The organism is Mycetocola manganoxydans, assembly GCF_003667545.1.
Classification (GTDB): Bacteria; Actinomycetota; Actinomycetes; order Actinomycetales; family Microbacteriaceae; genus Mycetocola_A; species Mycetocola_A manganoxydans.
In genome coordinates this window covers 1-24,689 of the sequence record NZ_RCUV01000024.1, presented here as the reverse complement: position 1 = coordinate 24,689, position 24,689 = coordinate 1, and the positions used below count along the sequence as shown (strand labels likewise).

Annotated in this window: 24 protein-coding genes and 1 tRNA gene; 11 read left to right on the top strand and 14 right to left on the bottom strand. The window is 66.3% G+C overall.

Going from position 1 to position 24,689, the window contains the following annotated elements; translation table 11 throughout:
• Positions 1 to 62: 62 nt before the first annotated feature.
• From nusG to D9V29_RS14365, 3 genes are all read right to left on the bottom strand, one after another.
• Positions 63 to 1,064, bottom strand: coding sequence for a transcription termination/antitermination protein NusG (gene nusG, locus D9V29_RS14375; RefSeq protein ID WP_121674021.1), 1,002 nt, complete (start codon positions 1,062 to 1,064; stop codon positions 63 to 65).
• A gap of 82 nt (positions 1,065 to 1,146) precedes the next feature.
• Positions 1,147 to 1,422 (bottom strand): preprotein translocase subunit SecE, encoded by a 276-nt coding sequence (gene secE, locus D9V29_RS14370; RefSeq protein WP_121674020.1) that lies wholly within the window; start codon positions 1,420 to 1,422, stop codon positions 1,147 to 1,149.
• A gap of 51 nt (positions 1,423 to 1,473) precedes the next feature.
• Positions 1,474 to 1,546, bottom strand: a tRNA-Trp gene (locus tag D9V29_RS14365).
• A gap of 323 nt (positions 1,547 to 1,869) precedes the next feature.
• Here D9V29_RS14365 and D9V29_RS14360 point away from each other — a divergent pair.
• From D9V29_RS14360 to D9V29_RS14340, 5 genes are all read left to right on the top strand, one after another.
• Positions 1,870 to 3,294, top strand: a complete 1,425-nt coding sequence (locus D9V29_RS14360) for a dihydrolipoyl dehydrogenase family protein (RefSeq protein WP_121674019.1) — start codon at positions 1,870 to 1,872, stop codon at positions 3,292 to 3,294.
• Between the two features lie 130 nt (positions 3,295 to 3,424).
• Positions 3,425 to 4,363, top strand: a complete 939-nt coding sequence (locus D9V29_RS14355) for a sugar phosphate isomerase/epimerase family protein (protein ID WP_121674018.1) — start codon at positions 3,425 to 3,427, stop codon at positions 4,361 to 4,363.
• A 9-nt stretch (positions 4,364 to 4,372) separates the two neighbouring features.
• Complete coding sequence (locus D9V29_RS14350) at positions 4,373 to 5,335, top strand: 3-hydroxyacyl-CoA dehydrogenase family protein (protein WP_121674017.1); 963 nt, start codon at positions 4,373 to 4,375, stop codon at positions 5,333 to 5,335.
• Positions 5,336 to 5,351: 16 nt separating this feature from the next.
• Positions 5,352 to 6,122 (top strand): SDR family NAD(P)-dependent oxidoreductase, encoded by a 771-nt coding sequence (locus D9V29_RS14345; RefSeq protein ID WP_121674016.1) that lies wholly within the window; start codon positions 5,352 to 5,354, stop codon positions 6,120 to 6,122.
• A gap of 199 nt (positions 6,123 to 6,321) precedes the next feature.
• Positions 6,322 to 7,692, top strand: a complete 1,371-nt coding sequence (locus D9V29_RS14340) for an MFS transporter (protein ID WP_229790594.1) — start codon at positions 6,322 to 6,324, stop codon at positions 7,690 to 7,692.
• 110 nt (positions 7,693 to 7,802) lie between these two features.
• Here D9V29_RS14340 and D9V29_RS14335 read toward each other — a convergent pair whose 3' ends face one another.
• The 6 genes from D9V29_RS14335 to D9V29_RS14310 all read right to left on the bottom strand — a co-directional run bounded on the left by D9V29_RS14335 (position 7,803) and on the right by D9V29_RS14310 (position 14,166).
• The gene (locus D9V29_RS14335; protein ID WP_121674015.1) at positions 7,803 to 8,522 is read right to left on the bottom strand and encodes a GntR family transcriptional regulator; all 720 of its coding nucleotides are present in this window, start codon (positions 8,520 to 8,522) and stop codon (positions 7,803 to 7,805) included.
• Positions 8,515 to 9,348 (bottom strand): triose-phosphate isomerase family protein, encoded by an 834-nt coding sequence (locus tag D9V29_RS14330; protein ID WP_121674014.1) that lies wholly within the window; start codon positions 9,346 to 9,348, stop codon positions 8,515 to 8,517. Before D9V29_RS14330 ends, D9V29_RS14335 begins: the two co-directional genes overlap by 8 nt.
• Complete coding sequence (locus tag D9V29_RS14325) at positions 9,348 to 9,806, bottom strand: ribose-5-phosphate isomerase (RefSeq protein ID WP_121674013.1); 459 nt, start codon at positions 9,804 to 9,806, stop codon at positions 9,348 to 9,350. The genes D9V29_RS14330 and D9V29_RS14325 overlap by 1 nt, the downstream gene beginning before the upstream one ends.
• A 33-nt stretch (positions 9,807 to 9,839) precedes the next feature.
• Positions 9,840 to 11,579 (bottom strand): dihydroxyacetone kinase family protein, encoded by a 1,740-nt coding sequence (locus tag D9V29_RS14320; protein WP_121674012.1) that lies wholly within the window; start codon positions 11,577 to 11,579, stop codon positions 9,840 to 9,842.
• A 72-nt stretch (positions 11,580 to 11,651) separates the two neighbouring features.
• Positions 11,652 to 12,581 (bottom strand): NAD(P)-dependent oxidoreductase, encoded by a 930-nt coding sequence (locus tag D9V29_RS14315; RefSeq protein WP_121674011.1) that lies wholly within the window; start codon positions 12,579 to 12,581, stop codon positions 11,652 to 11,654.
• Between the two features lie 100 nt (positions 12,582 to 12,681).
• The gene (locus D9V29_RS14310; RefSeq protein WP_121674010.1) at positions 12,682 to 14,166 is read right to left on the bottom strand and encodes a helix-turn-helix transcriptional regulator; all 1,485 of its coding nucleotides are present in this window, start codon (positions 14,164 to 14,166) and stop codon (positions 12,682 to 12,684) included.
• A 194-nt stretch (positions 14,167 to 14,360) separates the two neighbouring features.
• Here D9V29_RS14310 and aceA point away from each other — a divergent pair, with 194 nt between their 5' ends.
• The 3 genes from aceA (at position 14,361) to D9V29_RS14295 (ending at position 18,740) form a co-directional block, all read left to right on the top strand.
• A complete protein-coding gene (gene aceA / locus D9V29_RS14305; RefSeq protein WP_121674009.1) occupies positions 14,361 to 15,677 on the top strand; it encodes an isocitrate lyase in 1,317 nt (438 codons plus the stop codon).
• A 55-nt stretch (positions 15,678 to 15,732) separates the two neighbouring features.
• Positions 15,733 to 17,400, top strand: a complete 1,668-nt coding sequence (gene aceB / locus D9V29_RS14300; RefSeq protein ID WP_121674008.1) for a malate synthase A — start codon at positions 15,733 to 15,735, stop codon at positions 17,398 to 17,400.
• 140 nt (positions 17,401 to 17,540) lie between these two features.
• Entirely contained in the window at positions 17,541 to 18,740 is a 1,200-nt protein-coding gene (locus D9V29_RS14295) for a pyridoxal phosphate-dependent aminotransferase (RefSeq protein WP_121674007.1), read from the top strand.
• A gap of 99 nt (positions 18,741 to 18,839) precedes the next feature.
• Here the strand turns inward: D9V29_RS14295 and D9V29_RS14290 are convergent, their stop codons facing one another.
• The 5 genes from D9V29_RS14290 to D9V29_RS14270 all read right to left on the bottom strand — a co-directional run bounded on the left by D9V29_RS14290 (position 18,840) and on the right by D9V29_RS14270 (position 22,421).
• Positions 18,840 to 19,964, bottom strand: a complete 1,125-nt coding sequence (locus D9V29_RS14290; protein WP_121674006.1) for a UDP-N-acetylmuramate dehydrogenase — start codon at positions 19,962 to 19,964, stop codon at positions 18,840 to 18,842.
• Positions 19,965 to 19,967: 3 nt separating this feature from the next.
• On the bottom strand, positions 19,968 to 20,387 hold the full coding sequence (locus D9V29_RS14285) for a MaoC family dehydratase (RefSeq protein WP_121674005.1): 420 nt from the start codon (positions 20,385 to 20,387) through the stop codon (positions 19,968 to 19,970).
• The gene (locus D9V29_RS14280) at positions 20,384 to 20,830 is read right to left on the bottom strand and encodes an FAS1-like dehydratase domain-containing protein (protein ID WP_121674004.1); all 447 of its coding nucleotides are present in this window, start codon (positions 20,828 to 20,830) and stop codon (positions 20,384 to 20,386) included. The genes D9V29_RS14285 and D9V29_RS14280 overlap by 4 nt, the downstream gene beginning before the upstream one ends.
• A gap of 45 nt (positions 20,831 to 20,875) precedes the next feature.
• On the bottom strand, positions 20,876 to 21,547 hold the full coding sequence (locus D9V29_RS14275; protein ID WP_121674003.1) for a DUF937 domain-containing protein: 672 nt from the start codon (positions 21,545 to 21,547) through the stop codon (positions 20,876 to 20,878).
• 91 nt (positions 21,548 to 21,638) lie between these two features.
• Positions 21,639 to 22,421, bottom strand: a complete 783-nt coding sequence (locus tag D9V29_RS14270; RefSeq protein ID WP_121674002.1) for a sulfite exporter TauE/SafE family protein — start codon at positions 22,419 to 22,421, stop codon at positions 21,639 to 21,641.
• A 60-nt stretch (positions 22,422 to 22,481) separates the two neighbouring features.
• Between D9V29_RS14270 and D9V29_RS14265 the strand changes: the two genes are divergently transcribed.
• Genes D9V29_RS14265 through D9V29_RS14255 form a run of 3 tightly spaced genes read left to right on the top strand, consistent with a single transcriptional unit; the run spans position 22,482 to position 24,438 of the window.
• Complete coding sequence (locus D9V29_RS14265) at positions 22,482 to 22,982, top strand: GNAT family N-acetyltransferase (RefSeq protein ID WP_121674001.1); 501 nt, start codon at positions 22,482 to 22,484, stop codon at positions 22,980 to 22,982.
• 56 nt (positions 22,983 to 23,038) lie between these two features.
• Entirely contained in the window at positions 23,039 to 23,239 is a 201-nt protein-coding gene (locus tag D9V29_RS14260) for a ferredoxin (RefSeq protein ID WP_121674000.1), read from the top strand.
• Positions 23,236 to 24,438 carry an NAD(P)/FAD-dependent oxidoreductase gene (locus D9V29_RS14255; RefSeq protein ID WP_121673999.1) on the top strand — a complete coding sequence of 401 codons (1,203 nt, stop codon included), beginning with the start codon at positions 23,236 to 23,238 and terminating at the stop codon, positions 24,436 to 24,438. The genes D9V29_RS14260 and D9V29_RS14255 overlap by 4 nt, the downstream gene beginning before the upstream one ends.
• Positions 24,439 to 24,689: the final 251 nt, after the last annotated feature.

The following is a 24,689-nucleotide window of genomic DNA, read 5'->3' as shown; positions in this document are numbered from 1 at the left end:
CTCCCGCCGAATGACGGATGCTCTCCCGCAGGCCCGGTTGGGCCGCGGTGGTGTGGGGAAATCTAGAGCTTGGTGACCTGGTCGAAGCTGAGCTCGACCGGGGTCTCGCGCTCGAACAGTGAGACGAGGACGGTGAGCTTGCCGCTCTCCGGCTTGATCTCGCTGATCGAACCGGGAAGGCCTGCGAACGAGCCTTCCTTGATGGTGATGGTCTCGCCGATCTCGAAGTCGACCTCTGCCGGAATGGCACGGGGGGTCTGGCCGCCCTTGCCACCGGTGGACTTCGCCGGGGCGGTGTCCTTGACCTCGACGAGGCTCTTCAGCATGTTGAAGGACTCTTCGAAGCGCAGCGGCGTCGGGTTGTGGGCGTTGCCGACGAAGCCGGTGACGCCTGGAGTGTGACGGACGACCGACCAGGAGTCCTCGTTCAGGTCCATACGCACGAGCACGTAGCCCGGAATGCGCACACGGGTGACCATCTTGCGCTGGCCGTTCTTGATTTCGACGACATCTTCCATCGGAACTTCGACCTGATAGATGAAGTCGGCGACGTCGAGTGAGCCCTTGCGCTGCTCGATGTTCGCCTTGACCTTGCGCTCGAAGCCGGCGTACGAGTGGATGACGAACCACTTGCCTGGCAGGCTGCGCAGTTCGGCACGGAAGGCGTCGTACGGGTCGACGTCTGCGGCTTCCTCGGCGACATCCGGCTCTTCGCCGGTGTACGGCTCGACCTCGGGCTCCTCGGCAGCTTCCTCTTCCTGCTCGACATCGACCTCGTCACCGATCGCGAGTGCGGCGGCTTCGGCTTCAGCGGCTTCGTCGATCTCGAGGGCGTCGTCTACGACGGCGTCTGCTTCGGGATCGTTCGCCTCGGCGAGGGCGTCGAGAACGGCGTCGAGGTCGACGGCAGCGTTCGAGTCTTCGACATGCAGCGCTTCGCGCTCGGCAGGCTCAACGGAGTGCTCCTGCGAGGCGAGCACGTTGCCCTCCTGTGCTTCGTCGTCCTCACTGGACTGCTCAGCGGCAGTCGACCAGTCGACGTCGTCCAGATTTCTCTCAGACACCTAAATCTCATTCCTGTTGCTTGTGGTGTGGCTTCGTGGGCCACAGTTCGTGTCGATCATTCGATCGGATGCCGCCCTACCGTCAGGCGGTGGGCGTCCCGAACACGAAGACGACGAGCCAGCCGAACAACTGGTCCAGGCCGTACACCAGGGCCATCATGATCACGACGAACACGAGCACGACGCCGGTGTAGCTGAACAGTTCTTTTCGGGTCGGGGTGACGACCTTCTTGAGTTCAGCGATGACCTGCTTCAAAAACAGGATGATCCCGGCAAAGGGCCCACGCTTTGCCGCGCGGTCCTTCTTTGCTGCTGCGACGATTTCCTCGTTCGGTTCGTCGATCACGTTTCGGGCCACCTGGATACACCTTTCATGTGCCGGTACTTCGTAAATTTCACTACCGACGCGCAGGGCGGACAGGACTCGAACCTGCAACCTGCGGTTTTGGAGACCGCTGCTCTACCAATTGAGCCACCGCCCTAGAACCGGTATTTCCCCCGGTCAGGACAGGAGAAATCTGACGCACTACTTTTTGCCGGCATTTCACGTGATCGGGGAGAAAACAAGAAAATAGGCGCAAAGAAGCTTGGCAGATTTCAACTACCTCGTCCAAGCATACAGGGGGATTTCGGCTCAGCAAAGCTGACGCCCACCGGTGCGGGAGCAGCGGCAACCGAAATACCGGCAGCTGCCGGTAAACCGCAGTATTTTCCACTCCTCGCGCTTAAACAATCACGGAATCGCTTAAACCGTCGTGGAACGTGCTAAACCGAGAACGAGCACCACCATCGGGAGGAACAACAGATGACCACCACGGAGTATGACCTCATCGTTCTCGGCGCGGGAGCCGTCGGTGAGAACGTCGCCGATCGGGCGGTGCAGGGAGGGCTCAGCGTCGTCATCGTCGAGAACGAACTCGTCGGAGGGGAATGCTCATACTGGGCCTGCATGCCGTCGAAAGCGCTGCTCCGCTCGGGTCAGGCGCTTCGAGCGGCGCAACGCGTGCCCGGAGCGGCCGAAGCCGTCACCGGGGATCTGAATGTGGATGCCGTCCTCGCCCGGCGCGATTCCTTCACGAGCAACTGGTCCGATGACTCGCAGGTGAAATGGCTGGACAGCGCCGGCATCGACCTCATCCGCGGCTACGGCCGGATCACAGCCCCGAAACAGGTGACTGTCACAGGTGCCGACGGCAGCACCACGGTCCTGACGGCGCGACACGCGGTGTCCGTCGCCACCGGCTCGCGCGCCCTCATCCCCGACATCGACGGCCTGCGAGCCGCGAACCCGTGGACAAGCCGCGAAGCGACGAGCGCGAAAAAGGCGCCCGCGAGCCTCGTGATCCTCGGCGGCGGCGTCGTCGGCGCCGAGATGGCGACCGCGTTCGCCGACTTCGGCACCACGGTGACGATCGTTGCCCGCAGCGGGCTCCTCAGCGGAATGGAACCGTTCGCCGGCGAACTCGTCACGGAAGCGCTGCGCGAGCGCGGCGTCACCGTGCTCCTCGGAACGGAGGCACGCCGCGTGACGAGATCGGATGCCGGTGTCACGGTCGAGACATCGGACGGTGAATCCATCTCCGCCGAGGAGATCCTCGTCGCCACCGGCCGGTCCCCCCGCACGGACGACATCGGCCTGGACGCCGTCGGCCTTCGCCCAGGCGACTGGCTCGACACCGACGACACCATGCTCGTTCGCGGCTTCGACTGGCTCTACGCCGCCGGTGACGTGACCCACCGGGCACTGCTCACCCATCAGGGTAAGTACCAGGCGAGGGCATCAGGCGACGTGATCGCCGCTCGAGCCGCGGGCAGACCGGTGTCGGACAACGCGTGGGGCAGCCACGTCGCGACGGCCGACCATGAAGCGGTCCCGCAGGTGACATTCACCGAGCCCGAGGTCGCATCCGTCGGCCTTACCGAGGATGCCGCGAAGAAGGCGGGCTACGACGTGCGTTCCGTCGACTATCAGATCGGTCACGTCGCCGGCGCGAGCGTCTACGCCGACGGATACCGCGGTCAGGCGCGGATGGTTGTCGATGAACGACGCAAGGTCGTCGTCGGTGTGACCTTCGTCGGACCTGACGTGAGCGAGCTCCTGCAGGCCGCGACGATCGCGGTGGTGGGCGAGGTTCCGATCGACCGGCTCTGGCACGCGGTACCCGCGTACCCCACCGTCAACGAGATCTGGCTGCGTCTTCTCGAAACCTACGGACGACCGGGCACCTGACCCGCGGCATCCGCTCGAAAAACGGGGGTCTTTACAGTTCGAGGGACCGGGAGTACTGTTTCCTATAGGATCTTTTCTAGCCGCGAGTGATTGCGGCATCCCCTCGAACCCCAACTGCAATGGAGCAACCATGCCGTCTGAGAAGCCAACGTACACAGCCGAGACCTGGCCCATCGCCACCTGTCTCCACGCATTCGCACCGGTCGACAAGCAGGGTCTGGCCATGCACGACGCCCCGGCCGAGGTCTGGGACGACATGTTCGCCCAGGTTGCTGACGTGGGATTCAACCTCGCGGAACTCGCCGACAGCCACGTGCGTCCGGCCGACCTCGAGCCCTCCCGTCGTGACGAGTTCCTCTCGATCGCCAAGTCGCACGGTGTCGGTATCCCGTCCGTGCACCTCCAGCGCCAGAGCGTGATCATGCCGGGGCACGAGGAAAAGAACCTCGCCTACGCGCACCGCACCATCGACGCAGCAGCAGAATGGGGCATGGAGGTCTTCTCCACCGGACTCCACCAGCCGTTCAGCGATGCGCAGAAGAAGGCCCTCTGGTTCTGGACCGCCGAGGGCCCCAAGGACCCCGACGACCGCGACGTGTGGGACACCGCCGTCAAGCGCATCCGCGAACTGGGTGAGCACGCGGCATCCGTGGGTCTCCCGCTGTCGCTCGAGATGTACGAGGACACCTACGTCGGTACCGCCGATTCCGCCGTGCGCTTCGTCGAAGATGTCGGACTCGACAACGTGGGCATCAACCCCGACGTCGCCAACCTCATCCGCCTGCACCGCCCGGTCGAAGACTGGCGCGAGCTGTTCGCGAAGACCCTTCCGTACGCCAACTACTGGCACGTCAAGAACTACACCCGTGACGAGGCTGCAGACGGCAGCTGGTACACCTCGGTTCCCTCAACGATGGAAGCCGGCCTCATCAACTACCGGCAGGTGTTCCGCGACGCGATCGCACTCGGCTACAACGGCATCATCCTCGCGGAGCACTACGGCGGAGACAGCCTCGGCATGTGCGCCACCAACCAGAAGTACATCCGCTCACTTCTTCCCAAGGCATAGGAGAACATCATGACCAACCGCATCATTGCCATCGTCGGCTCCGGATACATGGGCGGGGGAATCGCCCAGGTGCTCGCACTGTCTGGCGCAACCGTCCGCCTCGCCGACATCTCCGAAGAGATCGCCAAGAGCAACTACGAGCGCCTGATCGAGGAGGCCCGCCAGTTCGTCGCTGACGACCTCTTCCCCGCGGATGCCGTCGAGCGCATCCAGGCGAACGTCTCGCCGTCCGCATCGATCGAGGAGGCTGTCGCAGACGCCGACTTCATCGAAGAGGCGGTGCCGGAAAAGATCGAGATCAAGCACGCAACGCTGAAGCGCATCAGCGAAGCAGCACGCCCGGATGCCATCATCGGCTCGAACACCTCGACGATCCTCATCAGCTCACTCGCGGAAGCCGTCGTCAACCCGGAACGCTTCCTCGGTGTCCACTTCTCCAACCCGGCTCCCTTCATTCCGGGTGTCGAGCTGATCCCGCACGAAGGAACCGACGCGAAGGCGATCGAACTCGTCGAGGAGATCGTCGCGGCGACCGGCAAGGAGACCGCCAGGGTCAAGGATGCGACGGGCTTCGTGCTCAACCGTCTCCAGTACGCGCTGTTCCACGAGGCGACCCAGCTCGTCGAAGAGGGCGTCGCAACCCCCGAGGACATCGACACCATCGTTCGCACCACCTTCGGCTTCCGCCTGCCGGTCTTCGGACCCTTCGCGATCGCGGACATGGCCGGGCTCGACGTGTACTCGTTCTGCTACGCCTCCCTGCAGACCCGCTGGCCTGAGCGTTTCGCGACCCCGGACTCGCTCAAGGAACTCGTCGACGCCGGCAAGTTCGGCACCAAGACCGGCGCCGGGTACCTCGATGTCCCGTCCGAGCGCACGGCGGAACTGATCGCCTACCGCAACAAGGCGTACGTGGCCATCAAGAAGCTCATGGATGAGCTCGGCCCAGCCCCCATCCACCCCTCGAACTGACAAAAGGATTCGACAAATGACATCAGCGTTCCCCGAATCCCGCACGGTCATCCTCACCGGCGCAGCGTCGCCGCGGGGCATCGGCCGTGCTTCAGCCCACTACCTCGCGGAGCAGGGCTGGAACATCGGAATCATCGACCTCGACGCGGATGCCGCTGAGAAGGTCGCCGCCGAAATCGCCGAGCAGCACGGTGTCCGCGCCGCGGGTGCCGGCGCAAACGTCGCCGATGACGCACAGGTCCGTGCGGCATTCGACAAGCTCGAAGCGGCGCTCCCCCAGGTCGTCGCCCTCGTCAACCTCGCCGGTGTCTCCTCGCCGGTGCCGTACCTCGAGGTCACCGCCGACGAGTGGAACCGCGTCATGGGCATCAACATGAACGGTGTGCACTTCGCCACCCGTCGCGCCGTTGAGTCGATGGTGAAGAACGGTGTTGGCCGTGTCGTCAACCTCTCCTCCGTCTCGGCCCAGCGCGGCGGCGGCACCTTCAGCAAGACGGTGTACTCGGCGGCCAAGGCCGGCGTCATCGGCTTCTCCCGCAGTGTCGCTCGCGAGCTCGGCAAGGACGGCATCACCGTCAACGTCATCTCCCCCGGCCCGATCGACACAGACATCATGGGCGGCACCCTGACCGACGAGCGCAAGGAAGCCATGGCGGCCGACGGCGTTCTTCCCCGCATCGGAACGCCCCGCGACATCGCGGCTGCCATCGCCTACCTCATCAGCGAGGACTCCGGATTCGTGACGGGCCAGACCCTGAACGTTGACGGCGGCCTCTACATGCACTGAGGCGCCGACCATGACCGGAGCAACAGGTCCCTGGTCCAAGGGACGCATCCTCTTCCTCGTCGCCGGGATCATTCTCGTCGGCGTCGGGATCTGGCTGCTGGCCCCGAGCGTCCTCGGCTGATCCACATCCTCCCCGCCTTCCGCGAGTCCCGCGGAAGGTATCCGACCAATTCTTCTCAGAACTCAAAGGAGAGCGCAGTTGTCCGCACCAATTCCCGCTGGTGGCATTGATCTCAATGCCCACAGCCCGGCCCTCAAGTCGGCGATTTCGAAGGCAGCACGGCACCTCATGCCGATGCTCGTCATTCTGTACTTCGTCGCCTTCCTGGACCGCACGAACATCGGTTTCGCCGAAGAGGCGCTGTCGATGGATCGTGGTATCTCGCAGGGCGCATTCGCGCTCGGCGCAGGTATCTTCTTCATCGGTTACGCGATCTTCGAGATCCCCAGCAACCTGCTCCTGAAGAAATTCGGCGCCAGGTTCTGGCTTGCGCGGATCGCCATCACGTGGGGAATCGTCGCCGCGGCGTTCGCCTTCACCACGAACGACACGATGTTCATCATCCTGCGGTTCCTCCTCGGTGTCACCGAGGCCGGACTGTTCCCCGGTGTCATCATGTTCCTCGCGGAGTGGTTCCCCAACAAGGTCCGCGTGCAGATGTTCGCGATCTTCTATCTGGCACAGCCGTTCTCGCAGATGCTCGGCGCCCCGCTCAGCGGCGGCCTGATCAGCTTCGGTGACACCCTGACGCCGTGGCACGGTTGGCAGGTCATGTTCTTCGTCGAAGGCATGTTGGCGGTGATAGCCGGTATCGCAGCGCTCTTCCTCCTTGTGAACAGTCCGCAAAAGGCGAAGTTCCTCAACCAGGAAGAGAAGGACGCCCTCACGGAGGTGATGGCCAGGGAAGACGCTGTCCGAACGGAAGACGGACCCACCGGTATCTGGCGCGCGATGTCGAGCTGGAAGGTGTGGTACTTCACCATCATCTACTTCTGCCTCCAGATCGCCGTCTACGGCACCACGTTCTACCTCCCGCAGCAGGTCGCCGGCCTGATCGGACAGGACGTTGGCTGGCAGGTCGGACTTGTTTCCGCCATTCCGTGGCTCGTCGGCCTCTTCGCGTGCTACTTCTTCGGAAAGCACGCCTCGACCATCATCCGTCGCCGCAACTGGGGCACGCTGTTCTACATCCTCACCGGTCTCGCCATCCTGGGTTCCGCCTGGGCCGGCGCAAACAACCTGCCGTTTGTCGGCATCGTGTTCATCACGATCGCCGTCGCCAGCTTCCTCTCGGTTGGTCCGATCACCTGGTCGTACCCGACCGCGTTCCTCACCGGAACGGCAGCTGCCGCAGGTATCGGTCTCATCAACTCGCTGGGTAACCTCGGTGGCTTCGTCGCCCCGATCATGCGCACGAGCATCAACGAGACGAACCCGACCGACAGTGGCGTCTGGGGCATCGTGTCCCTCGGCGTGTTCGCGTTCCTCGCCGCAGCGATGCTGTACTGCACGCGGTTCTTCAAGGCCCGCGCAGACGCTCTGCTCGAAGAGGCTCCACCGGTCCACTGACCGGACGCACGACAAAACCGGGCCGGCTCCTACGGGAGCCGGCCCGGTTTTCGTTGTTCACTCGAACGGATGCCGCGGGCGTCGTCCGGGATCGACACCGAGATTGTTCGTCAGTGCGCGTGGGCGTCCGAACGCGAGCGTGAGCGAACCTTCTCGATGTGGTCGCGCATCGCTGCCGCGGCCGCTTCGGGGTCTCCGGTCCGGAAGGCATCGATGATGCGCGTGTGCTCGGTGACGGCATCCCCGGCGTCTGTGACACCGCTGAGGACCGTCTGCCGCATGCGGTGGACCCTCGTCGAGATGACCTCGGACATGTCGATGAGGAACGGGTTGTCCGTTCCCTCGAAGATGAGGTGGTGGAAGTTCCAGTCGACCGTGAAATACTCCCGGAGCAGTGCGACCGAGAGCGTGCCCGCCCGTGCTGCTTCCTGCACCTTCTCCGTCACCGCGCGGTGTTCCTCGAGGGTCGCTTCGAGCCGGGGCACGAGCGAGTCGGCGTGGCGGGCTGCGAGCGATGCTGCACCGCCCTCGAGGACGATGCGGGTGTCGAAGAGTGACTCGAGCTGCCCGTCGGTGATCTGCGGCGCGACGCGGTAGCCCTTGAGGGGCTCGCGCGTGACGAGTCCCGTTCGCTCGAGTTGGACGAGCGCTTCACGCACCGGCGTCGGTGACACCTTGAGGTCACGGGCGATCGCGTCGATGGACAACCGGGTGCCAGGAGCGACGGCCTGGCCGACGAGCATGTCGAGCACGAGGTCGTACACGCGGTCTCGAAGGCCCTTGCGTTCGATCACCACCGTCTTCCCGAGCGGGTAGGTGGGTTCAGGCATTCGATCTCCTCGGGGCGTCGGTTCCGAGGGTACCAGCGCTTGCGGAGCTGTTCGCCGCCTCGGCCGCTTCGTCGAGGATGGCGCGGAGAGCGTCCGGGTCGTGGGCGAATCGCCCGAGGAAGATTCCGTCCACGCTGTCGGCGATGACGCTGAGCAGCCCGGGTCCGGCACTGCCGCCGTAGATGACGGCGGAGTCCGGGAAGTCTGTCAGGGAGCGGACGTGCTCCCGCAACGCCCCGCACACCTCACGGATGTAGTCCGGCGAGGCGGGTTCGGGAGCGCCGATCGCCCAGTGGGGTTCGTAGGCGACGATCACGCGACCACTGTGCCCGGCCTGGCGGCTCGCATCGAGCGCCGAGTTGACCTGGGCGATGCAATCGCCGATGGCTGCGTCCGTCGTTGTGCGAACGGTCTCACCGATGCAGAGCACGGGGTCGAGCCCGTTGCGCAGCGCGGCATCCGTTTTGGCGGCGACGATCGTCTCGGTCTCACCGAAGAGACGACGACGCTCGGCATGACCGACTTCGACGACGCGACAACCGAGTTCGGCGATCTCAGCGCCGCTCACTTCACCGGTGTACGCGCCGGAGTCCTCGGTGCTCAGGTCCTGGGCACCGACGAGAGCGAGCGGGCCGAATGCGTCGAGCGCCGCTGGGATCGAGAGGTAGCTCGGGATGACGAAGAGTTCGGCCGCGCCGTCTGCGAGCGCCGGGTGTTCTCCGGCGATCGCCGCGACCTTCCGGCACCAGTCGACGGTCTTCGCGTGGGAGAAGTACATCTTGTGGCTCACCCCGATGAGGAACCGGGGTGAGCCAGAGACGGACATCAGACTCCTTCGTAGCTGCGGATCTCCTGCACCTTGTCGTTCGATGCGCTCGACTCGTCAAAGGTGTAGGTGAGCCACTCGCGTGCGAGGCGGCGGGCGAGTTCGAGACCGACCACACGCTGGCCCATGGTCAGGACCTGGGCGTCGTTGGACAGAACGGCCCGCTCAACCGAGTAGGAGTCGTGCGCGGTGACGGCGCGGACGCCGGCGACCTTGTTCGCCGCAATGGCGACGCCGAGGCCGGTGCCACAGACGAGAAGGGCACGGTCTGCCTCGCCCCGCGCGATCATCTCGGCTGCCGCGATGGCGATCGTCGGGTAGTTGGTTCCGCCATCGGCATCGACACCGACGTCGGTGACCGACGCGACGAGGTCGTTGCCCTCGAGGTCCGCCTTCAGAACTTCCTTGTAGTCGAATCCGGCGTCATCCGAGCCGACGACAATACGTAGTGCGCTCATGGTGTTGCTCCTTTTTTTCTCGTGAAGTGACAATCAGTGATCGGATGCCGCGCGCAACACGTCGAGGACGGCTGCGGCGATCATCGCGAGGGAGACGGCGCCGGGGTCGGCGACACCGAGGGACTTCTCGCCGTGCGAGCGGGCGCGACCCATCCCCGGCATCATGTCGGCGGTGGCGTCCGCGGCATTCTTCGCCGCGGTACTTGCAGCGGCCCACGCGTCGATGAGGGTGTCTCCGGCGGCGACGCGCTCGGTGAGGGTATCGGCGAACGGCGCGAGCGAGTCGACCATGGTCTTGTCGCCGACCTTCGCCTTGCCGAAGTCCATGACGGCCTGGCGGGCAGAACCGAGTCCGTCGGCAACACGCGCAGATTCGACGGCGTCCGTGTTGCCCAGGTGCTCACCGACGGTGCGGAGGATGACGCCCCAGATCGCTCCGGAGGTTCCACCGCCCTTGTTGGACCACGCGTCTGCTGCGGAGGCGAGAACGCTCTGCGCGCCTGCACCCTTGTCGAGCGACACGTGCGCCGCGTCGACGGCCGCGTGCGACCCGCGCTTCATGCCGATTCCGTGGTCACCGTCTCCGGCGATCGCGTCGATGCGGCCGAGCTCGTCGGCGTTCTCGTCGATGACGGCCTTGACGGCATCCAGCGCCTTGACGATCGTGGTGGCGGCACGACGCGAGTCGTCGCTCGCGTCCGGGATGACCTCATCGGCGATCGAGTCGTCGATCTCGTCACGCTCGACGAGCGAGGTGGAGTCCACGGAGCCGGTGCGGAACGCGGGAGTGTCGGCGGGAGCACTCCATAGCGACTCCAGCTCGTCGTCCAGCCAGAGCAGGGTGAGAGAGACGCCGGCCATGTCGAAGCTCGTGCAGAATTCTCCGACCTGAGGGTCGACGAGCTCGATACCTGCGTCTTCGAGGAGGGTCGCGATTCGTGCGAAGACGATGTACATCTCTTCGTTCTTGACGGAGCCGAGGCCGTTGAGGATCGGGACGACGCGAGCGCCCTGTACGGAGACCCCGTCCGGGATCTCTGCGTCGGCGAGCAGTCGCTCGACGAACATCTCACCGAGGCCGTCTGCGGTCGGGATGTCGACCTCGTCGATACCCGGTTCGCCGTGAATGCCGAGGCCGATGGCCATCCGGCCCTCTGGCACGCTGAAGAGCGGCTCGTCCGCGCCGGGGAGGGTGCAGCCGGTGAACGCGACACCCATGGTGCGGGTGCGGTCGTTGGCGAGGATGGCGGCGCGTTCGACTCCGTCAAGGTCGTAGCCGGCAGCTGCAGCGGCTCCGGCGACCTTGAAGACGGTAAGGTCCCCGGCGATACCGCGCCGGCGGTCCTTCTCGTCGGCCGGTGCGCTGAAGATATCGTCCGTCACTGTGACGGTGCGGCAGTCGATGCCATCAGCGCGGAGCTTGTCCTGCGCCTCGGTGAAGTGGAGAACGTCACCGGCGTACTTGCCATAGCTCAGAAGGATGCCGCGGCCCTGGTCGCTGGCGCGGGCGACGGATTCGACCTGCTGGGCCGATGGGGACGCGAAGAGGTTTCCCATCGCAGCACCGTGTGCCAGGCCGTGACCGACGAGGCCGCCGAACGCGGGGTAGTGGCCGGAGCCGCCGCCGATGACGAGCGACACCGTCGGCTCCTCGGAACGGGTCGACCGCGTGACGCCACCCGACACCTTCCTGACCCACCGGCCGTTCGCACGGACGAATCCGTCGATCATTTCGTCTGCAAAGTTTTCGGGTTCGTTCCAGAGCCTGGTCATCTTTTCTTCCTCGCCGTTGAGCTGCGGTCATCGACCGATCGTCGGTGGTCAGGACAATCCTATAGGATATTTTCAGGCTTGGGAAGAGCCGATTGGCTTCGCGACCCGCGGGGCAATGACGCGGATAACCGCGGAGTCGTCTGCTTCCCCGAGCCCCTGTGCCTGGCCGAGCAGAAAGAGCTGCTCCGCCGCAGCAGCAACCGGCGATGGCAACGCCGCCGCACGCGTCGCGGTTCCGACGATGCCCATGTCCTTCACGAAGATGTCGAGTCGGCTGAGCACCTCGGCGCCGCCCTCGTCGTACGCCTCGAGCATGCGGGGGCCGCGGTTCGACAGCATGAAGGATCCGGCTGCTCCCGCTTCGAGGGCGGCCAGCGCCGCGGCGGGATCGAGGCCAAGGGCTTCGGCGAGCGCGAGAGCCTCTGCTGCCGCCGCGATGTGCACGCCGCACAGCAGCTGGTTGACGGTTTTCATCGCCTGACCGTCGCCCGGCTTGTCGCCGACGATGGTGAGCGTCGACGCGAGCAGGTCGAGCACCGGTCGAGCGCGCTCCAGCGCCTCCGGTTTGGCGCCGACGACGATCAGAAGGTCACCCTCCCCCGCCCGCACGGGGCCGCCGGACAACGGGGCGTCGACGAGGTCGATGCCGTGGGAGGCGAGCCGCTCGACCGTCGCCTGGATGGCATCCGTCCCGATCGTGCTCGTGAGAAGCACGACGCTGCCGGGCGTGAGAACATCGGCGACGCCGTCTTCACCGAAGAGCGCTGCGTCGAGTTGCTCCCCGTTCCGAACGGCGACGAGGACGATGTCGGCACCGGTTGCCGCCTCTCGCGCGGAGGAACAACGGATGACGCCGGCGTCCGCGGCCAGGTCGAGCCGGTTCGCGGCGAAGTCGTAGCCGCGAACGGTCAGCGCGCTGGCGAGCCTCGTGGCCATGGGCAAGCCCATCGCACCGAGACCGAGAACAGTGACAACGGGAGTCGGATTCAGGTTTGTCGTCATGGCGATACTCCGTACATCGTGGCCGGTCAGGATGCCGCGCCTCGGCCGGGCGGGCGTTTCCATCCTATGTTTCGGGCCAGCGCACGGCAGGGGATGGACGTCAGCGCGGCTCGTGTGCCTCGAGGAACGAGTACACCTCGACCTCATCCACACCGGGGAACGTCCCGGTCGGGAGGGCCGCGAGCAGACTCGTCGGTGTACGTGCGGCGGGCCAGGATGAGTGGGCCCACTTGTCGGCGAGCTCACTCGGCGCGTTCCTGCAACAGCTGTCGTCGGGGCAGGTCGACCGGGACCGGTTCGTGGTTTCCCGGCCGCGGAACCACTTCACGTGCTCGAACGGCACACCCACCGTGATCGAGTAGTCGCCCTCCTTTGCCTTCTCGATCCGTGACGTGCACCAGTAGGTGCCGTTGGGGTTGTCGGTGTACTGGTACCACGGGCTGAACCGGTCTTCGGCGGCGAAGACGGTGAACGCTGTCCACTTGCGGCAGACGGTCGTCCCCTCGACAGCACCGAGGGCATCCGTCGGGTGCTTGACCCCGTCATTGGAGTACGCCTTCACGATCGTGCCCGACTCGTGCACCTTGGTGAAGTGCACCGGGATGCCGAGTCGCGCCGTGGCGAGGTTCGTGAACCGGTGCGCCGCTGTTTCGTACGACACGGCGAAGGCGTCGCGGAGATCCTCGAGCGAGATGCGGCGGAAGTTCTTGGCCTCGGTCAGGAATCGCACTGCGTCGGCCTCCGGCAGCAGGATCGCGGCGGTGAGGTAGTTGGTCTCGACGCGTTGCCGGAGGAAATCGGCGTAGCTCGTCGGCTCGGAATGCCCGAGCACGTGGCTCGCGAACGCCTGGACCACCGGCGAGCGGGAGTCCCGGGAGGCGGATTGCTGGGTGGGCAGGTAGATGCGCCCGTTCCTCGAGTCGGTCACCGACCGGGTCGAGTGAGGCAGGTCGCTCACGTAGTGCAGGGTGAAACCGAGGTGGTTGGCCATGTCTCCGACGAGCTGCTGCGATACCGGGCCGCCGGTGTGGCCGACCGCGGTGAGGAGCTTCTTCGCCTGCTCTTCGAGCTCGGGGAAGTAGTTGTCACGTGCACGCATCGTCGCCCGCAGTGACGCGTTCGCCCTCCGCGCCTCCTCGGGCGTCGCCGCCCGCTCGCGGTGCAGCCGTTCGACCTCCTGGTGCAGGGTCAGGATGGCGCGCAGCGTGTCATCGCTGTGCGCTTTGGAGACTCGGACCGGAACGATGCCGAGCGCCGAGAAGACGGGACCGCGCTGGGCGCGCTCAACGGCGATCTCGAGAGCGGCTCGGGCGGATGGCGCCTCGTCGCGCAGAAGATCGTCGGTTGTTGTGGCGAGCGCGGTGGCGATCTGGCGGAGCATCGACAGCCGAGGCTCGCGCTTTCCGTTTTCGATCGTCGAGACCTGCGACGGCGCACGGTCGATGGCAGCACCGAGCTGTTCGAGCGTCATCCCGCGCGAGATCCGTAATTGACGGATGCGACGGCCCAGCGTCAGCGCGTCAACGGCGCCCTCGTCCAAGTCGGGCTTCGCAAGAATTCGGCTGTCAGCTGCGGTGCTGGTCATGGTGCCATCGTGCCATTCGGCCCTCTTTTCACCAAACAGAAAAACGAGGCTTTTTCTGCAGACCAATCCGGTTCGAGGGAGTTGTGCGGCGCGCAGACTCGGTTCACGGCTTCGACAGGCCCGGGTCGAGTTCGGCCCGACGCTCAGCCCACCGACCACCGCACTACTGACCACCGCACCGAAGGAGCACGACGATGAGCACCGACAACATTCGCCCAGGCGACATGACCCAGACCGCAGAAGAACTGCAGCTCGAGTGGGATGCCGACCCCCGCTGGGAAGGCGTTCGCCGTGACTACACGGCCGCCGAGGTCGTCGCTCTCCGCGGAAGTGTTCGCGAAGACGCGACCATCGCCCGCCGTGGTGCCGAGAACCTGTGGAACCTCATCCACTCCGAGGAATGGGTGCCGGCACTGGGTGCCCTCACCGGAAACCAGGCCGTGCAGCAGGTGCGCGCCGGCCTCAAGGCGATCTACCTCTCCGGCTGGCAGGTGGCAGCAGACGCGAACCTCTCCGGCCAGACCTACCCGGACCAGTCGCTCTACCCCGCGAACTCCGTCCCCGCCGTGGTGCGCCGGATCAACAACGCGCTTCTCCGCGCTGATCAGATCGAATTCGCCGAGGTCTCGACAGGCTCGACCGCCGCTTCTGGAATCGACTGGATGGCGCCGATCGTCGCAGACGCCGAGGCCGGCTTCGGCGGACCACTCAACGCCTACGAACTCATGTCGTCGATGATTCAGGCCGGCGCAGCAGGTGTCCACTGGGAGGACCAGCTCGCGAGCGAGAAGAAGTGCGGCCACATGGGCGGCAAGGTCCTCATCCCGACGAGCCAGCACATCCGCACCCTCAACGCTGCCCGACTGGCAGCCGACGTCGCCGGCGTGCCGAGCATCATCATCGCCCGCACCGACGCCCTCGCGGCGACCCTCATCACGAGCGACGTCGACGAGCGCGACCGCCCGTTCCTGACCGGCACCCGCACCCCCGAAGGTTTCTACGAGGTCACGAACGGCATCGACACGGTCATCTCGCGCGGACTCGCCTACGCCGAGTACGCCGACCTGCTCTGGGTGGAGTCGGCCGAGCCGGACCTCGAACTCGCTCGCCGCTTCGCCGAGCGCATCCACCAGGACTTCCCCGGCAAGAAACTCGCCTACAACTGCTCGCCGTCGTTCAACTGGAAATCCCACCTCGACGACGCGCAGATCGCGACCTTCCAGAAAGAACTCGCTGCCATGGGCTACGCCTTCCAGTTCATCACGCTGGCCGGCTTCCACGCGCTGAACCACTCGATGTTCACGCTCGCCCAGGACTACAAGAACCGCGCCATGAGCGCATACGTCGAACTGCAGGAAGCGGAGTTCGCCTCAGAGGCAGACGGTTACACCGCGACCAGGCACCAGCGCGAAGTGGGCACCGGCTACTTCGACCGCATCGCAACGGCCCTGAACCCCGGGAGCGCCACCCTCGCGCTCGTTGGGTCGACCGAAGAAGACCAGTTCCACTAACCATTCCCGCCCGGCCTCTCACGAGCGGCCTGGCACCTCCCAAAGGACTCATCCCATGAACACATTGCTCGCCGAACCCGGCACCCTGACCACATCCCCCATCCGAACCCAGCAGCCCACCGGCCCCCGCATCGAGGTCACCGGCCGGATGCACGACCGGTTCGACGAAATCCTCACCCCTGAGGCACTCGCTTTTCTCGCCGACCTGCACCAGCGCTTCGCCGGCCGCCGCCACGACCGCCTCGCCGACCGCATGCGCCGCCGCTTCGAGATCGGCAACGGCCGTGACCCGAAGTTCCGCGACGACACGGCATCCATCCGATCGGATGCGACGTGGCGCGTCGCCGGCGCCGGACCGGGCCTCGAAGACCGTCGCGTCGAGATCACCGGTCCCACCGACCGCAAGATGACGATCAACGCCCTCAACTCGGGTGCGAAGGTGTGGCTCGCCGACCAGGAAGACGCGACGAGCCCGACCTGGGCCAACGTTCTCGGCGGCCAGATCTCGCTGTTCGACGCGATCCGTCGCCAGATCGACTTCACCAGCCCCGAGGGCAAGGCGTACACCCTCACCACCGGTGATATGCCGACCATCGTGATGCGGCCTCGCGGCTGGCACCTCGTGGAGAAGCACCTGACGTTCATCGATTCCTCGGGCGCGGCCATGGCGGCATCCGGAAGTCTCACCGACTTCGGCCTGTACTTCTTCCACAACGCGCAGGCGCTCATCGACTCCGGTCGCGGGCCATACTTCTATCTCGCCAAGCTCGAGTCGAGCGAGGAAGCACGACTGTGGGACGACGTCTTCTCGTTCTCCGAGCAGCATGCAGGGATCGCCCACGGCACCATCCGCGCCACCGTGCTCATCGAAACGCTGCCAGCGGCGTTCGAGATGGAAGAGATCCTCTACGAACTCCGCGACCACTGCGCCGGCCTCAACGCCGGTCGCTGGGACTACATCTTCTCGATCATCAAGAACTACCGCGGCCGCGGCGCCCGGTTCGTTCTGCCCGACCGCAGCGACGTCACCATGACGGTGCCGTTCATGCGGGCGTACACCGAGCTGCTCGTGAAGACCTGCCACAAGCGGGGCGCCCACGCGATCGGCGGTATGAGCGCATTCATCCCGAACCGCCGCGATCCCGAGGTCACGGCCAGGGCCATCGAGAAGGTCTCGGCTGACAAGAAGCGTGAGGCCGGAGACGGTTTCGACGGCACGTGGGTCGCGCACCCCGACCTGATCGACGCGGCTCGAGCTGAGTTCGACGCGATCCTCGGCGACCGCCCCAACCAGGTCGACCGCCAACGGGACGATGTCGAGGTGACCGCCGCTCAACTGCTCGACGTTCACGTCGGACGGGCGGTGACGGATGCCGGGCTCCGCGACAACGTGTCGATCGGCGTCCGCTATCTCGAGTCCTGGCTCCGCGGCATCGGCGCTGCCGCCATCGACAACCTGATGGAAGACGCCGCGACCGCGGAGATCAGCCGGTCGCAGATCTGGCAGTGGATCCACCAGGACGTCCGCACCGACGACGGTGCACCGATCACCCGCGACCGGGTCGAGCGCATCCTCTCCGACCTGCTCTCCACGGTTGAACGTTTCGACGGCGACCGGTTCGACGACGCCGCGGACGTCTTCCGTGAGGTCGCGCTCAAGGAGGAGTTCCCGACCTTCCTGACGGTGGGCGCGTACTCGAGGTTCCTGGTCGACCTGGCCTAGGCACCCGCTTCAGCCACAGAACGGTCCCCGCGCCCGGCGCGGGGACCGTTCTGTGGCTGAGATTCTCACCGGAGATGCCCGCCATCCGGAGCGTTACGCCGACACCTTCCGCGTCGGGCGGCACGCGGTACCCTCATAGGGTGAGCACACCACGAGCACTCTCCACGAAGATTTCCGCCATCGCCGAGTCAGCAACGCTGAAGGTCGACGCCAAGGCCAAAGCCCTGCAGGCCGATGGCAGGCCCGTGATCAGCTACGCCGCTGGCGAGCCCGATTTCGGCACACCGCAGCACATCGTCGACGCGGCGATCGCCGCTGCGAGCGACACGAAGAACCACCGGTACACGCCTGCGGCCGGGCTGCCTGACCTGCGGGAGGCGATCGCGGCGAAGACGCTGCGTGATTCGGGACTCGACGCATCCGCCGGCCAGGTGCTCGTCACCAACGGCGGCAAGCAGTCGGTGTACGAGGCGTTCCAGGTGCTGCTCGATCCGGGTGACGAAGTGATCGTTCCGACGCCGTTCTGGACGACATACCCCGAGGTCATCGCCCTCGCCGACGGCGTTGCCGTCGAGGTCTTCGCCGACGCATCGCAGGACTACAAGGTCACCGTCGAACAGCTCGAAGCAGCAAGGACCGAGCGCACCAAGGTGCTCCTGTTCGTGTCGCCGTCGAACCCGACCGGCGCCGTGTACTCGCCGGAGGAGACTCGCGCGATCGGGCAGTGGGCACTCGACAACAACCTCTGGGTCATCAGCGACGAGATCTACCAGAACCTGACCTACTCGGGCGCGAAAGCGCTCTCGATCGTCGAGGCAGTGCCCGGTCTGGCCGAACAGACGCTGCTCGTCAACGGTGTCGCGAAGACGTACGCGATGACCGGCTGGAGGGTCGGCTGGACCGTTGGACCGGCATCCGCCATCAAGGCACTCTCGAACCTGCAGTCTCACCTCTCCGGGAACGTGAACAACATCGCGCAGCGGGCGGCGATCGCCGCCCTGACCGGGCCGCAGGACGACGTCGACGCCATGCGCTCGGCGTTCGACCGGCGCCGCGGGGTCATCGTCGCCGAGCTCAACAAGATCGAGGGCTTCCGCACCCCGACGCCCGAAGGCGCGTTCTACGTGTACCCCGACGTGTCTGCGCTGCTCAACCGGGAATGGCAGGGCGTCACGCCGACGACCTCGCTCGAACTCGCCGACCTCATCCTCGAGAAGGCGGAGGTGGCATCCGTTCCCGGCGAAGCATTCGGGCCGAGCGGATACCTGCGCTTCAGCTACGCCCTCGGCGACGACCAGCTGCTCGAAGGCGTGCAACGGCTGCAGAAGCTGTTCGGCTAACCGCTGCGCTCGCCAATTTCACCCGTTCCGGACGGGATCACCCGGCGTACCGTGTGATTCCGACCGGGACGGGTGTTTTCGGCTGCGGGGCAACCGCGCCTAGAGCGAGAGCCCAACGAACACGGGCTCTGGCTGCAGCACGACGCCGAACTCCGAGGCGACCCTGGCCTGCACGAATCGCGCGAGCGCCGCAATCTCATCCGCTGTCGCGCCGCCCGTGTTCGTCAGCGCGAGGGTGTGCTTCGACGAAATCGCCGCGCGGGATCCGGGCAACCGGAAACCACGACGGATGCCTGCGCGCTCGATCAACCATGCAGCGCTCAGTTTCACCCGGGCAGCGTGCTCCAACGACGGGCGGGGAATCGATCCGTCCCATTCCCCCAGGGGAATCACGACGGCGCCGTCCTGGCCGTCCTCGAGCGGCCAGCGGGGAGCATCCGATGGGAGCGATCGGGCGAAGGATTCGGAGACGATTGGGTTCGTGAAGAACGATCCGGCGCTCCAGGTGTCGGTGTCCGCATCGTCGAGGACCATGCCTTTCGACGCACGCAGATCGAGCACCGTGGCGCGGACATCCGCGATCGGCAGCCGAGCGCCGAGCTCGACACCGAGCGCCGACGCGAGCTGCGGGTACGCGATGGGGGCGCTGAGGCCCTCGTCGTCGGAGAGCTCGAGTTCGAGGGCGACGACGACACCGTCGCGCTCCGGAACAGAACCACCGTGCCGCTTGAGCACCGACGTCCGGTAACCGAGACCCAGGTCAGCAGCCGGCACCGTGACAAGTTCGTCGAGGTCCCGGTCGAGCAGGTCGATCGAGACGAGAACCGACTCGAGTTCCTGCCCGTACGCGCCGATGTTCTGGATCGGCGCAGCACCGCACGAACCCGGGATGCCGCTGAGCGCTTCGACCCCGCTCCATCCGTTCTCGACGGCGTAGGCGACGAGGCCGTCCCAGGACTCGCCTGCCTCCACCCGGAGCCGAACCCGGCCGGGCTCGGACTCCAGTCGCTCGATGCCACGGGTGAGGATCTGCACGACCGTGCCATCGAAGCCGTCGTCGGCGGCGAGGGTGTTCGACCCGCCACCGAGCACGAGCGGGTGCTCACCGTCCGCCCATTCCTCGCGCACGGTGTCGACGAGGAGCTCACGCGTCGTCGCTGGAACGAGGCGCCCGGCCGGCCCGCCGACACGCAGGGTGGTGAGGTCAGAGAGGGTGTCGCTCATCGCTCAGGCCAGCTCGACGACGACCTGGGCTTTGCCGAGCACCGTCGACCCATCGAACGTCACGGTCAGGTCGATCCTGGCGGTGGTCTCGGTCAGGGCGCCGACCTTGGCGACCACGGTCACGAGCGCACCGGTTTCAGGGTCAACGACCACCGGCCGGGTGAACTTGACCTGGTAATCGACGACCCGCGCGGGGTCGCCGGCCCAGTCGACGACCGGCTGCACCGCGAAGCCCATCGTGAGCATCCCGTGCGCGAGAACGCCGGGAAGACCGACGGATGCCGCAACGTCGTCGCGATAGTGGATCGGGTTGAAGTCACCGGATGCGCCTGCGTACCGAACGAGCGAATCCCGCGTGAGCGAGAACTCGCGTTCCGCGACGACATCGCCGACGCTCAGGCTGTCGAGCCGCGGCGCGCTCATTCGCCACCCCGAACGACGAGGGTGGACACCGAGGTGACGACGTGCGCACCGGACGAGTCGAGCATCTCGGAGGATGCGGTCACCATCGCGTGTGGGCCCAGCGTCTTGACGCTCGTGACGGTGAGGGTGGCTGTGAGTTCATCGCCGGCGACGATCGGCCGGGAGTAGCTGAAGCGCTGGTCACCGTGGACGACGCGGGAGAAGTCGATTCCCGCGTCCGGCTCGGCGAGGAGTTGCGCCAGGGTGTGCTCCTGGATCACGACCGGGAAGGTGGGAGGTGCAACGACGTCCGTGTGACCGGCTTCAGCCGCGGCATCCGGATCGAGGTGAATCGGTGAGGTGGCGAAAACGGCGCGGGCGAACTCGCGTACTTTCTCGCGACCGACGAGGTAGGGCGGGGCCGGCGGGAACACGCGACCCTGAAGTTCGGGGTTTACTGACACGCATCAAGCCTACCCGGCGCCCCGCGAGGCGCCGGGAGGGCTCCGCTACTTGCGTCCGCCGCCGAGAAGGCCACCGAGAAGATCGCCGATGGCGCCACCCTTGCCTCCCGAACCGCCGCCGCCGAGGAGTCCGCCGAGGACATCACCGATGCCGCCACCGGACGCGCCGGATGCGTCGGAGCCGCCGGAATCACCGCCGAACATGCCACCGAGGATTCCGCCGAGGCCACCTTCCTTCTCCGGCCTCGGCTTGGAAGCGTTCGGCTGCATCGGCTCGGTCGGCTGGGTCTGGGTCGCGCTCCCGCGCTCCGAGAACTTCTTGGCGAGGTAGCTCAGCACGATCGGCGCGAGGATCGGCATGAGCTTGCCGACAACTCCGCCGATACCGCCACCGGCCGCAGCAGTGGGCTGCGCGCCGAGGGTGGCGACCACCTGCTCCTTGTTGGGGCCGAAGATGTGGGAGACGATCTTCTCTCCGTCGTTCGTGTCGACCTCGTCGAGGTTCACTCCGCCATCGACGAGCGCCGGGGAATGCTTCGACACGGCCTTCTCGATGGAAGCCGCCCCCCTGGGGTCTTTCGCGTTGGCTTCGAGCCCACCGACCAGGGCGGGAAGCGCCTGCTCGACGGCGGCACGCGCGGTCGGCTCGTCGACGCCGAGTTTCGCGGCGACGTCTCCGATCGGGATCTGGCTCATCAGTTCATCCAGGGATGCCATGGGGTCCTTCCTGTCCGGGCCGCTCGTCCTCGATGCGGCTAGGTCCTCAGGCTACCGACGCCCGCAGAGAGCCGGGTAGGGGTAGCGCCGGTCAGGAAGAAGGCTCGCGCAGCGCCTTCACCACGAGTTGCGCGACAACGGCGACGAGGAACGCGGCGAAGAGCAGGTTCGCCGCCTGCGGGGTGAGCACGCCCGCGACGATCGCGCCGAGCGCCGTCGTTGTGCACGCGGACACCCCGATCACGGCAGCGGCCGGCAGGTCCACGTTCTTGCGCACCATGTTGCCGATGGTGCCGGAGAGGGCGGTCGGGATCATCATGAGCAGGCTCGTGCCCTTCGCGACGAGGTCGCTCGCCCCGAACAGAAGGATGAGCATCGGCACCACGACCGCTCCCCCGCCGATGCCGAGAAGCCCGGACAGCACGCCGGTCAGCAGACCGAGTGCCACGAGCCCGACGACCGTTCCCGCGGTGATGGCGATCGTGGCATCCCGCGACGGAATGACGACGAACAGGCTGACGATCACGACGACGAGAAAGGCGATGAAGGCCCAGCGCAATGCCCGGCGTGGAAGTCGGTCGAGGAGGTGGCTGCCCAGTTGCGCCCCGACGATGGCGCCTGCGGCAAGGAGGGCGGCGGCGATCCAGTCGACGGACCCGCCGACGGCGTAGCTGATCACCCCGACGATCGACATCGGCACGATCGCTGCGAGCGACGTGCCCGCCGCCATCCGCTGGTCGGCAGAGACGAGAAGCATGAGCGCTGGCACGATGAGGATGCCGCCACCGACACCGAACAGTCCGGACAGGAACCCGGCGGCAAGGCCGATGAGAACCAGACGGACCCATCGTCCTGCTGTGTGTTGCTGTGGCATCCGTCTCCTCGATCGAGTTTCGACGCTACCACCGGCCCGCGGTTCGCTAGTTTGTAACCCATGCGAATTCGGGATGCCACGGCGAACGACTGGGATCGGATCTGGCCGTTTCTTCGCGGCATCGTCGCCGCCGGCGAGACGTACTGCTGGCCCGTCGACACCACCGAAGCGGCAGCGCGCGACTGGTGGATGTCGAAGCCAGGCGGGCGGGTGTTCGTCGCCGTCGATGATGTCGGCGGGGTGCTGGGAACCGCTGAGCTGCATCCGAACCAGCCGGCCACCGGGTCCCACGTCGCGAACGCCGGGTTCATGGTGGCGCCGGCCGCGGGCGGGCAGGGTGTCGGCAGGGCGCTCGCGACCCATGTGCTCGACGTTGCCGCGCGCGACGGCTACCGGGCCATGCAGTTCAATGCCGTCGTCGAAACGAACACCGGGGCCCTCGCCCTGTGGCACTCGCTGGGTTTCCGGATCCTCGCGACGGTCCCCGAGGCTTTCTCGTCACCGAGTCACGGCCTCGTCGGGCTGCACATCATGCATCGTATGCTCGAACCGCGAGTGTGAGGCTGGCAGAATCTTAAACAGGCGAGCGCTTGTGCCGCCAGGAATCGAGGGTCCCGATGAAGGTCATTGCCGATATCGAGGTATGTGTCGCCGCGGGCGTCTGTGTGAATATCGCCCCGACCGTGTTCGACCAGGACGATGAGGTCGGCAAGGTCATCCTGCTGAACGCCACACCGGGGACCGAAGACTACGAGGCCGTACGCGACGCTGTGATCAGCTGCCCCTCTGCTGCGCTCCGCCTGGTCGAGGACGAGTGACGACAGAACCCTCGCGCGTTGTCATCGTCGGCGCATCCGCTGCCGGCCTGACGACCGCCACCGCGTTGCGCCGGAACGGCTACGATCGTGACATCACGCTCGTGGATGCCGAGACCCGCGCCCCGTACGACCGCCCACCCCTGTCGAAACATCTGCTCTCCGGCGAGTGGTCCGAGGAACGGCTGGCGCTCAAGACCGACGCCGAACTCGCCGACCTGGCCGTCGGCATCCGCTCGGGAGTGCGCGCGACGGAACTCGATGTCGCGGCGCAGCGGCTCGCCCTGTCGGACGGATCGGAGATCGGGTTCGACCGGCTCGTGCTCGCCACAGGCGTGCGGCCCCGCATGCTGCCCGGCAGCGACGCGCTTCGCGGTGTGCACACGTTGCGAACGCTCGAGGATGCGCTCTCCCTGCGCGCTGACCTGCGGCCGGGAATGCGGCTCGTCGTGGTGGGCGGCGGATTCCTCGGAACCGAAGTCGCCGCGACCGCGGTGGGGCTCGGTGCCGATGTGACGCTCGTCAGCGCCGCTCCGACTCCGCTCGAGCGGAGCCTCGGCCCGGCTATCGGTGTGCAGGTGGCGTCGTTGCACCGCGCCCGCGGTGTCGTCCTGCGGACGGGTCCGTCCGCTGCCGTGGTGTCGCTGGTTTCGTCCGGCGGGTCTGTGACCGGGGTCGAACTGGCTGACGGTACACGGCTCGACGCGGATGCCGTGTTCGTCGCAATCGGCGCTGAACCGGACCTGCGCTGGCTCGCCGGAAGCGGCATCCCGATCGGGGACGGCATCGAATGTGCCCCCGATCTGTCCGTTGCGCCCGGGGTCTATGCCGCCGGCGATGTCGCCCGATGGGAGAACCCCGTATTCGGTGAGGCGATGCGGGTTGAACACCGCACGAACGCCACCGAGCAGGGGATGCATGTGGCCAAGCGGATCGTCGCCGGCGACGCGGTGCCGTTTGCGTCTGTGCCGTATTTCTGGACCGACCAGTACGACCTCAAGCTGCAGGTGCACGGCTGGCTGCGCGGGTACGACGAGGTTCGGGTCGTCGAGGGCTCGTTCGATGAGGGACGGATGGTCGCGCTGTTCCGGCGCGGGGAGCGACTCGTTGGCGTGATGGGCATCGGGGCCGCGAAAGTGGTGCGGGGGTGGCGGCAGCACGTCCTCGATGGCGCCGCGTGGGCATCCGTCGTCGACGCGTGAGTTGTTGAAGGACGTCCGCGGTTTCGTGGTGCGCGACGACGGCGGGTACTTGCACGACGGCGGCGGGTGGCTTCGTGCACCGGCGCCCATGGGCGCCCGACCACACCCTCGGCGCACGAAGCCATCCGCCGCCTGAGCTCTGTCGAGTCGCCGCACATTGCTGTTTCAAAACCCTTTGGGCGACATTTTGTGGTGGTTCAACGCGGAACCAGCGCCGATCGGTCCCAAAGGGCGGTTCGAAGCCAGGCGGG

What these genes read in the sequence shown, in the direction of transcription:
- D9V29_RS14360 (WP_121674019.1), top strand. Translation starts at nt 1,870, where the DNA reads ATGACCACCACGGAGTATGACCTCATCGTTCTCGGCGCGGGAGCCGTC.
- D9V29_RS14355 (WP_121674018.1), top strand. Translation starts at nt 3,425, where the DNA reads ATGCCGTCTGAGAAGCCAACGTACACAGCCGAGACCTGGCCCATCGCC.
- D9V29_RS14350 (WP_121674017.1), top strand. Translation starts at nt 4,373, where the DNA reads ATGACCAACCGCATCATTGCCATCGTCGGCTCCGGATACATGGGCGGG.
- D9V29_RS14345 (WP_121674016.1), top strand. Translation starts at nt 5,352, where the DNA reads ATGACATCAGCGTTCCCCGAATCCCGCACGGTCATCCTCACCGGCGCA.
- D9V29_RS14335 (WP_121674015.1), bottom strand. Translation starts at nt 8,522, where the DNA reads ATGCCTGAACCCACCTACCCGCTCGGGAAGACGGTGGTGATCGAACGC.
- D9V29_RS14330 (WP_121674014.1), bottom strand. Translation starts at nt 9,348, where the DNA reads ATGTCCGTCTCTGGCTCACCCCGGTTCCTCATCGGGGTGAGCCACAAG.
- D9V29_RS14325 (WP_121674013.1), bottom strand. Translation starts at nt 9,806, where the DNA reads ATGAGCGCACTACGTATTGTCGTCGGCTCGGATGACGCCGGATTCGAC.
- D9V29_RS14320 (WP_121674012.1), bottom strand. Translation starts at nt 11,579, where the DNA reads ATGACCAGGCTCTGGAACGAACCCGAAAACTTTGCAGACGAAATGATC.
- D9V29_RS14315 (WP_121674011.1), bottom strand. Translation starts at nt 12,581, where the DNA reads ATGACGACAAACCTGAATCCGACTCCCGTTGTCACTGTTCTCGGTCTC.
- D9V29_RS14310 (WP_121674010.1), bottom strand. Translation starts at nt 14,166, where the DNA reads ATGACCAGCACCGCAGCTGACAGCCGAATTCTTGCGAAGCCCGACTTG.
- aceA (WP_121674009.1), top strand. Translation starts at nt 14,361, where the DNA reads ATGAGCACCGACAACATTCGCCCAGGCGACATGACCCAGACCGCAGAA.
- aceB (WP_121674008.1), top strand. Translation starts at nt 15,733, where the DNA reads ATGAACACATTGCTCGCCGAACCCGGCACCCTGACCACATCCCCCATC.
- D9V29_RS14290 (WP_121674006.1), bottom strand. Translation starts at nt 19,964, where the DNA reads ATGAGCGACACCCTCTCTGACCTCACCACCCTGCGTGTCGGCGGGCCG.
- D9V29_RS14285 (WP_121674005.1), bottom strand. Translation starts at nt 20,387, where the DNA reads ATGAGCGCGCCGCGGCTCGACAGCCTGAGCGTCGGCGATGTCGTCGCG.
- D9V29_RS14275 (WP_121674003.1), bottom strand. Translation starts at nt 21,547, where the DNA reads ATGGCATCCCTGGATGAACTGATGAGCCAGATCCCGATCGGAGACGTC.
- D9V29_RS14270 (WP_121674002.1), bottom strand. Translation starts at nt 22,421, where the DNA reads ATGCCACAGCAACACACAGCAGGACGATGGGTCCGTCTGGTTCTCATC.
- D9V29_RS14265 (WP_121674001.1), top strand. Translation starts at nt 22,482, where the DNA reads ATGCGAATTCGGGATGCCACGGCGAACGACTGGGATCGGATCTGGCCG.
- D9V29_RS14260 (WP_121674000.1), top strand. Translation starts at nt 23,039, where the DNA reads ATGAAGGTCATTGCCGATATCGAGGTATGTGTCGCCGCGGGCGTCTGT.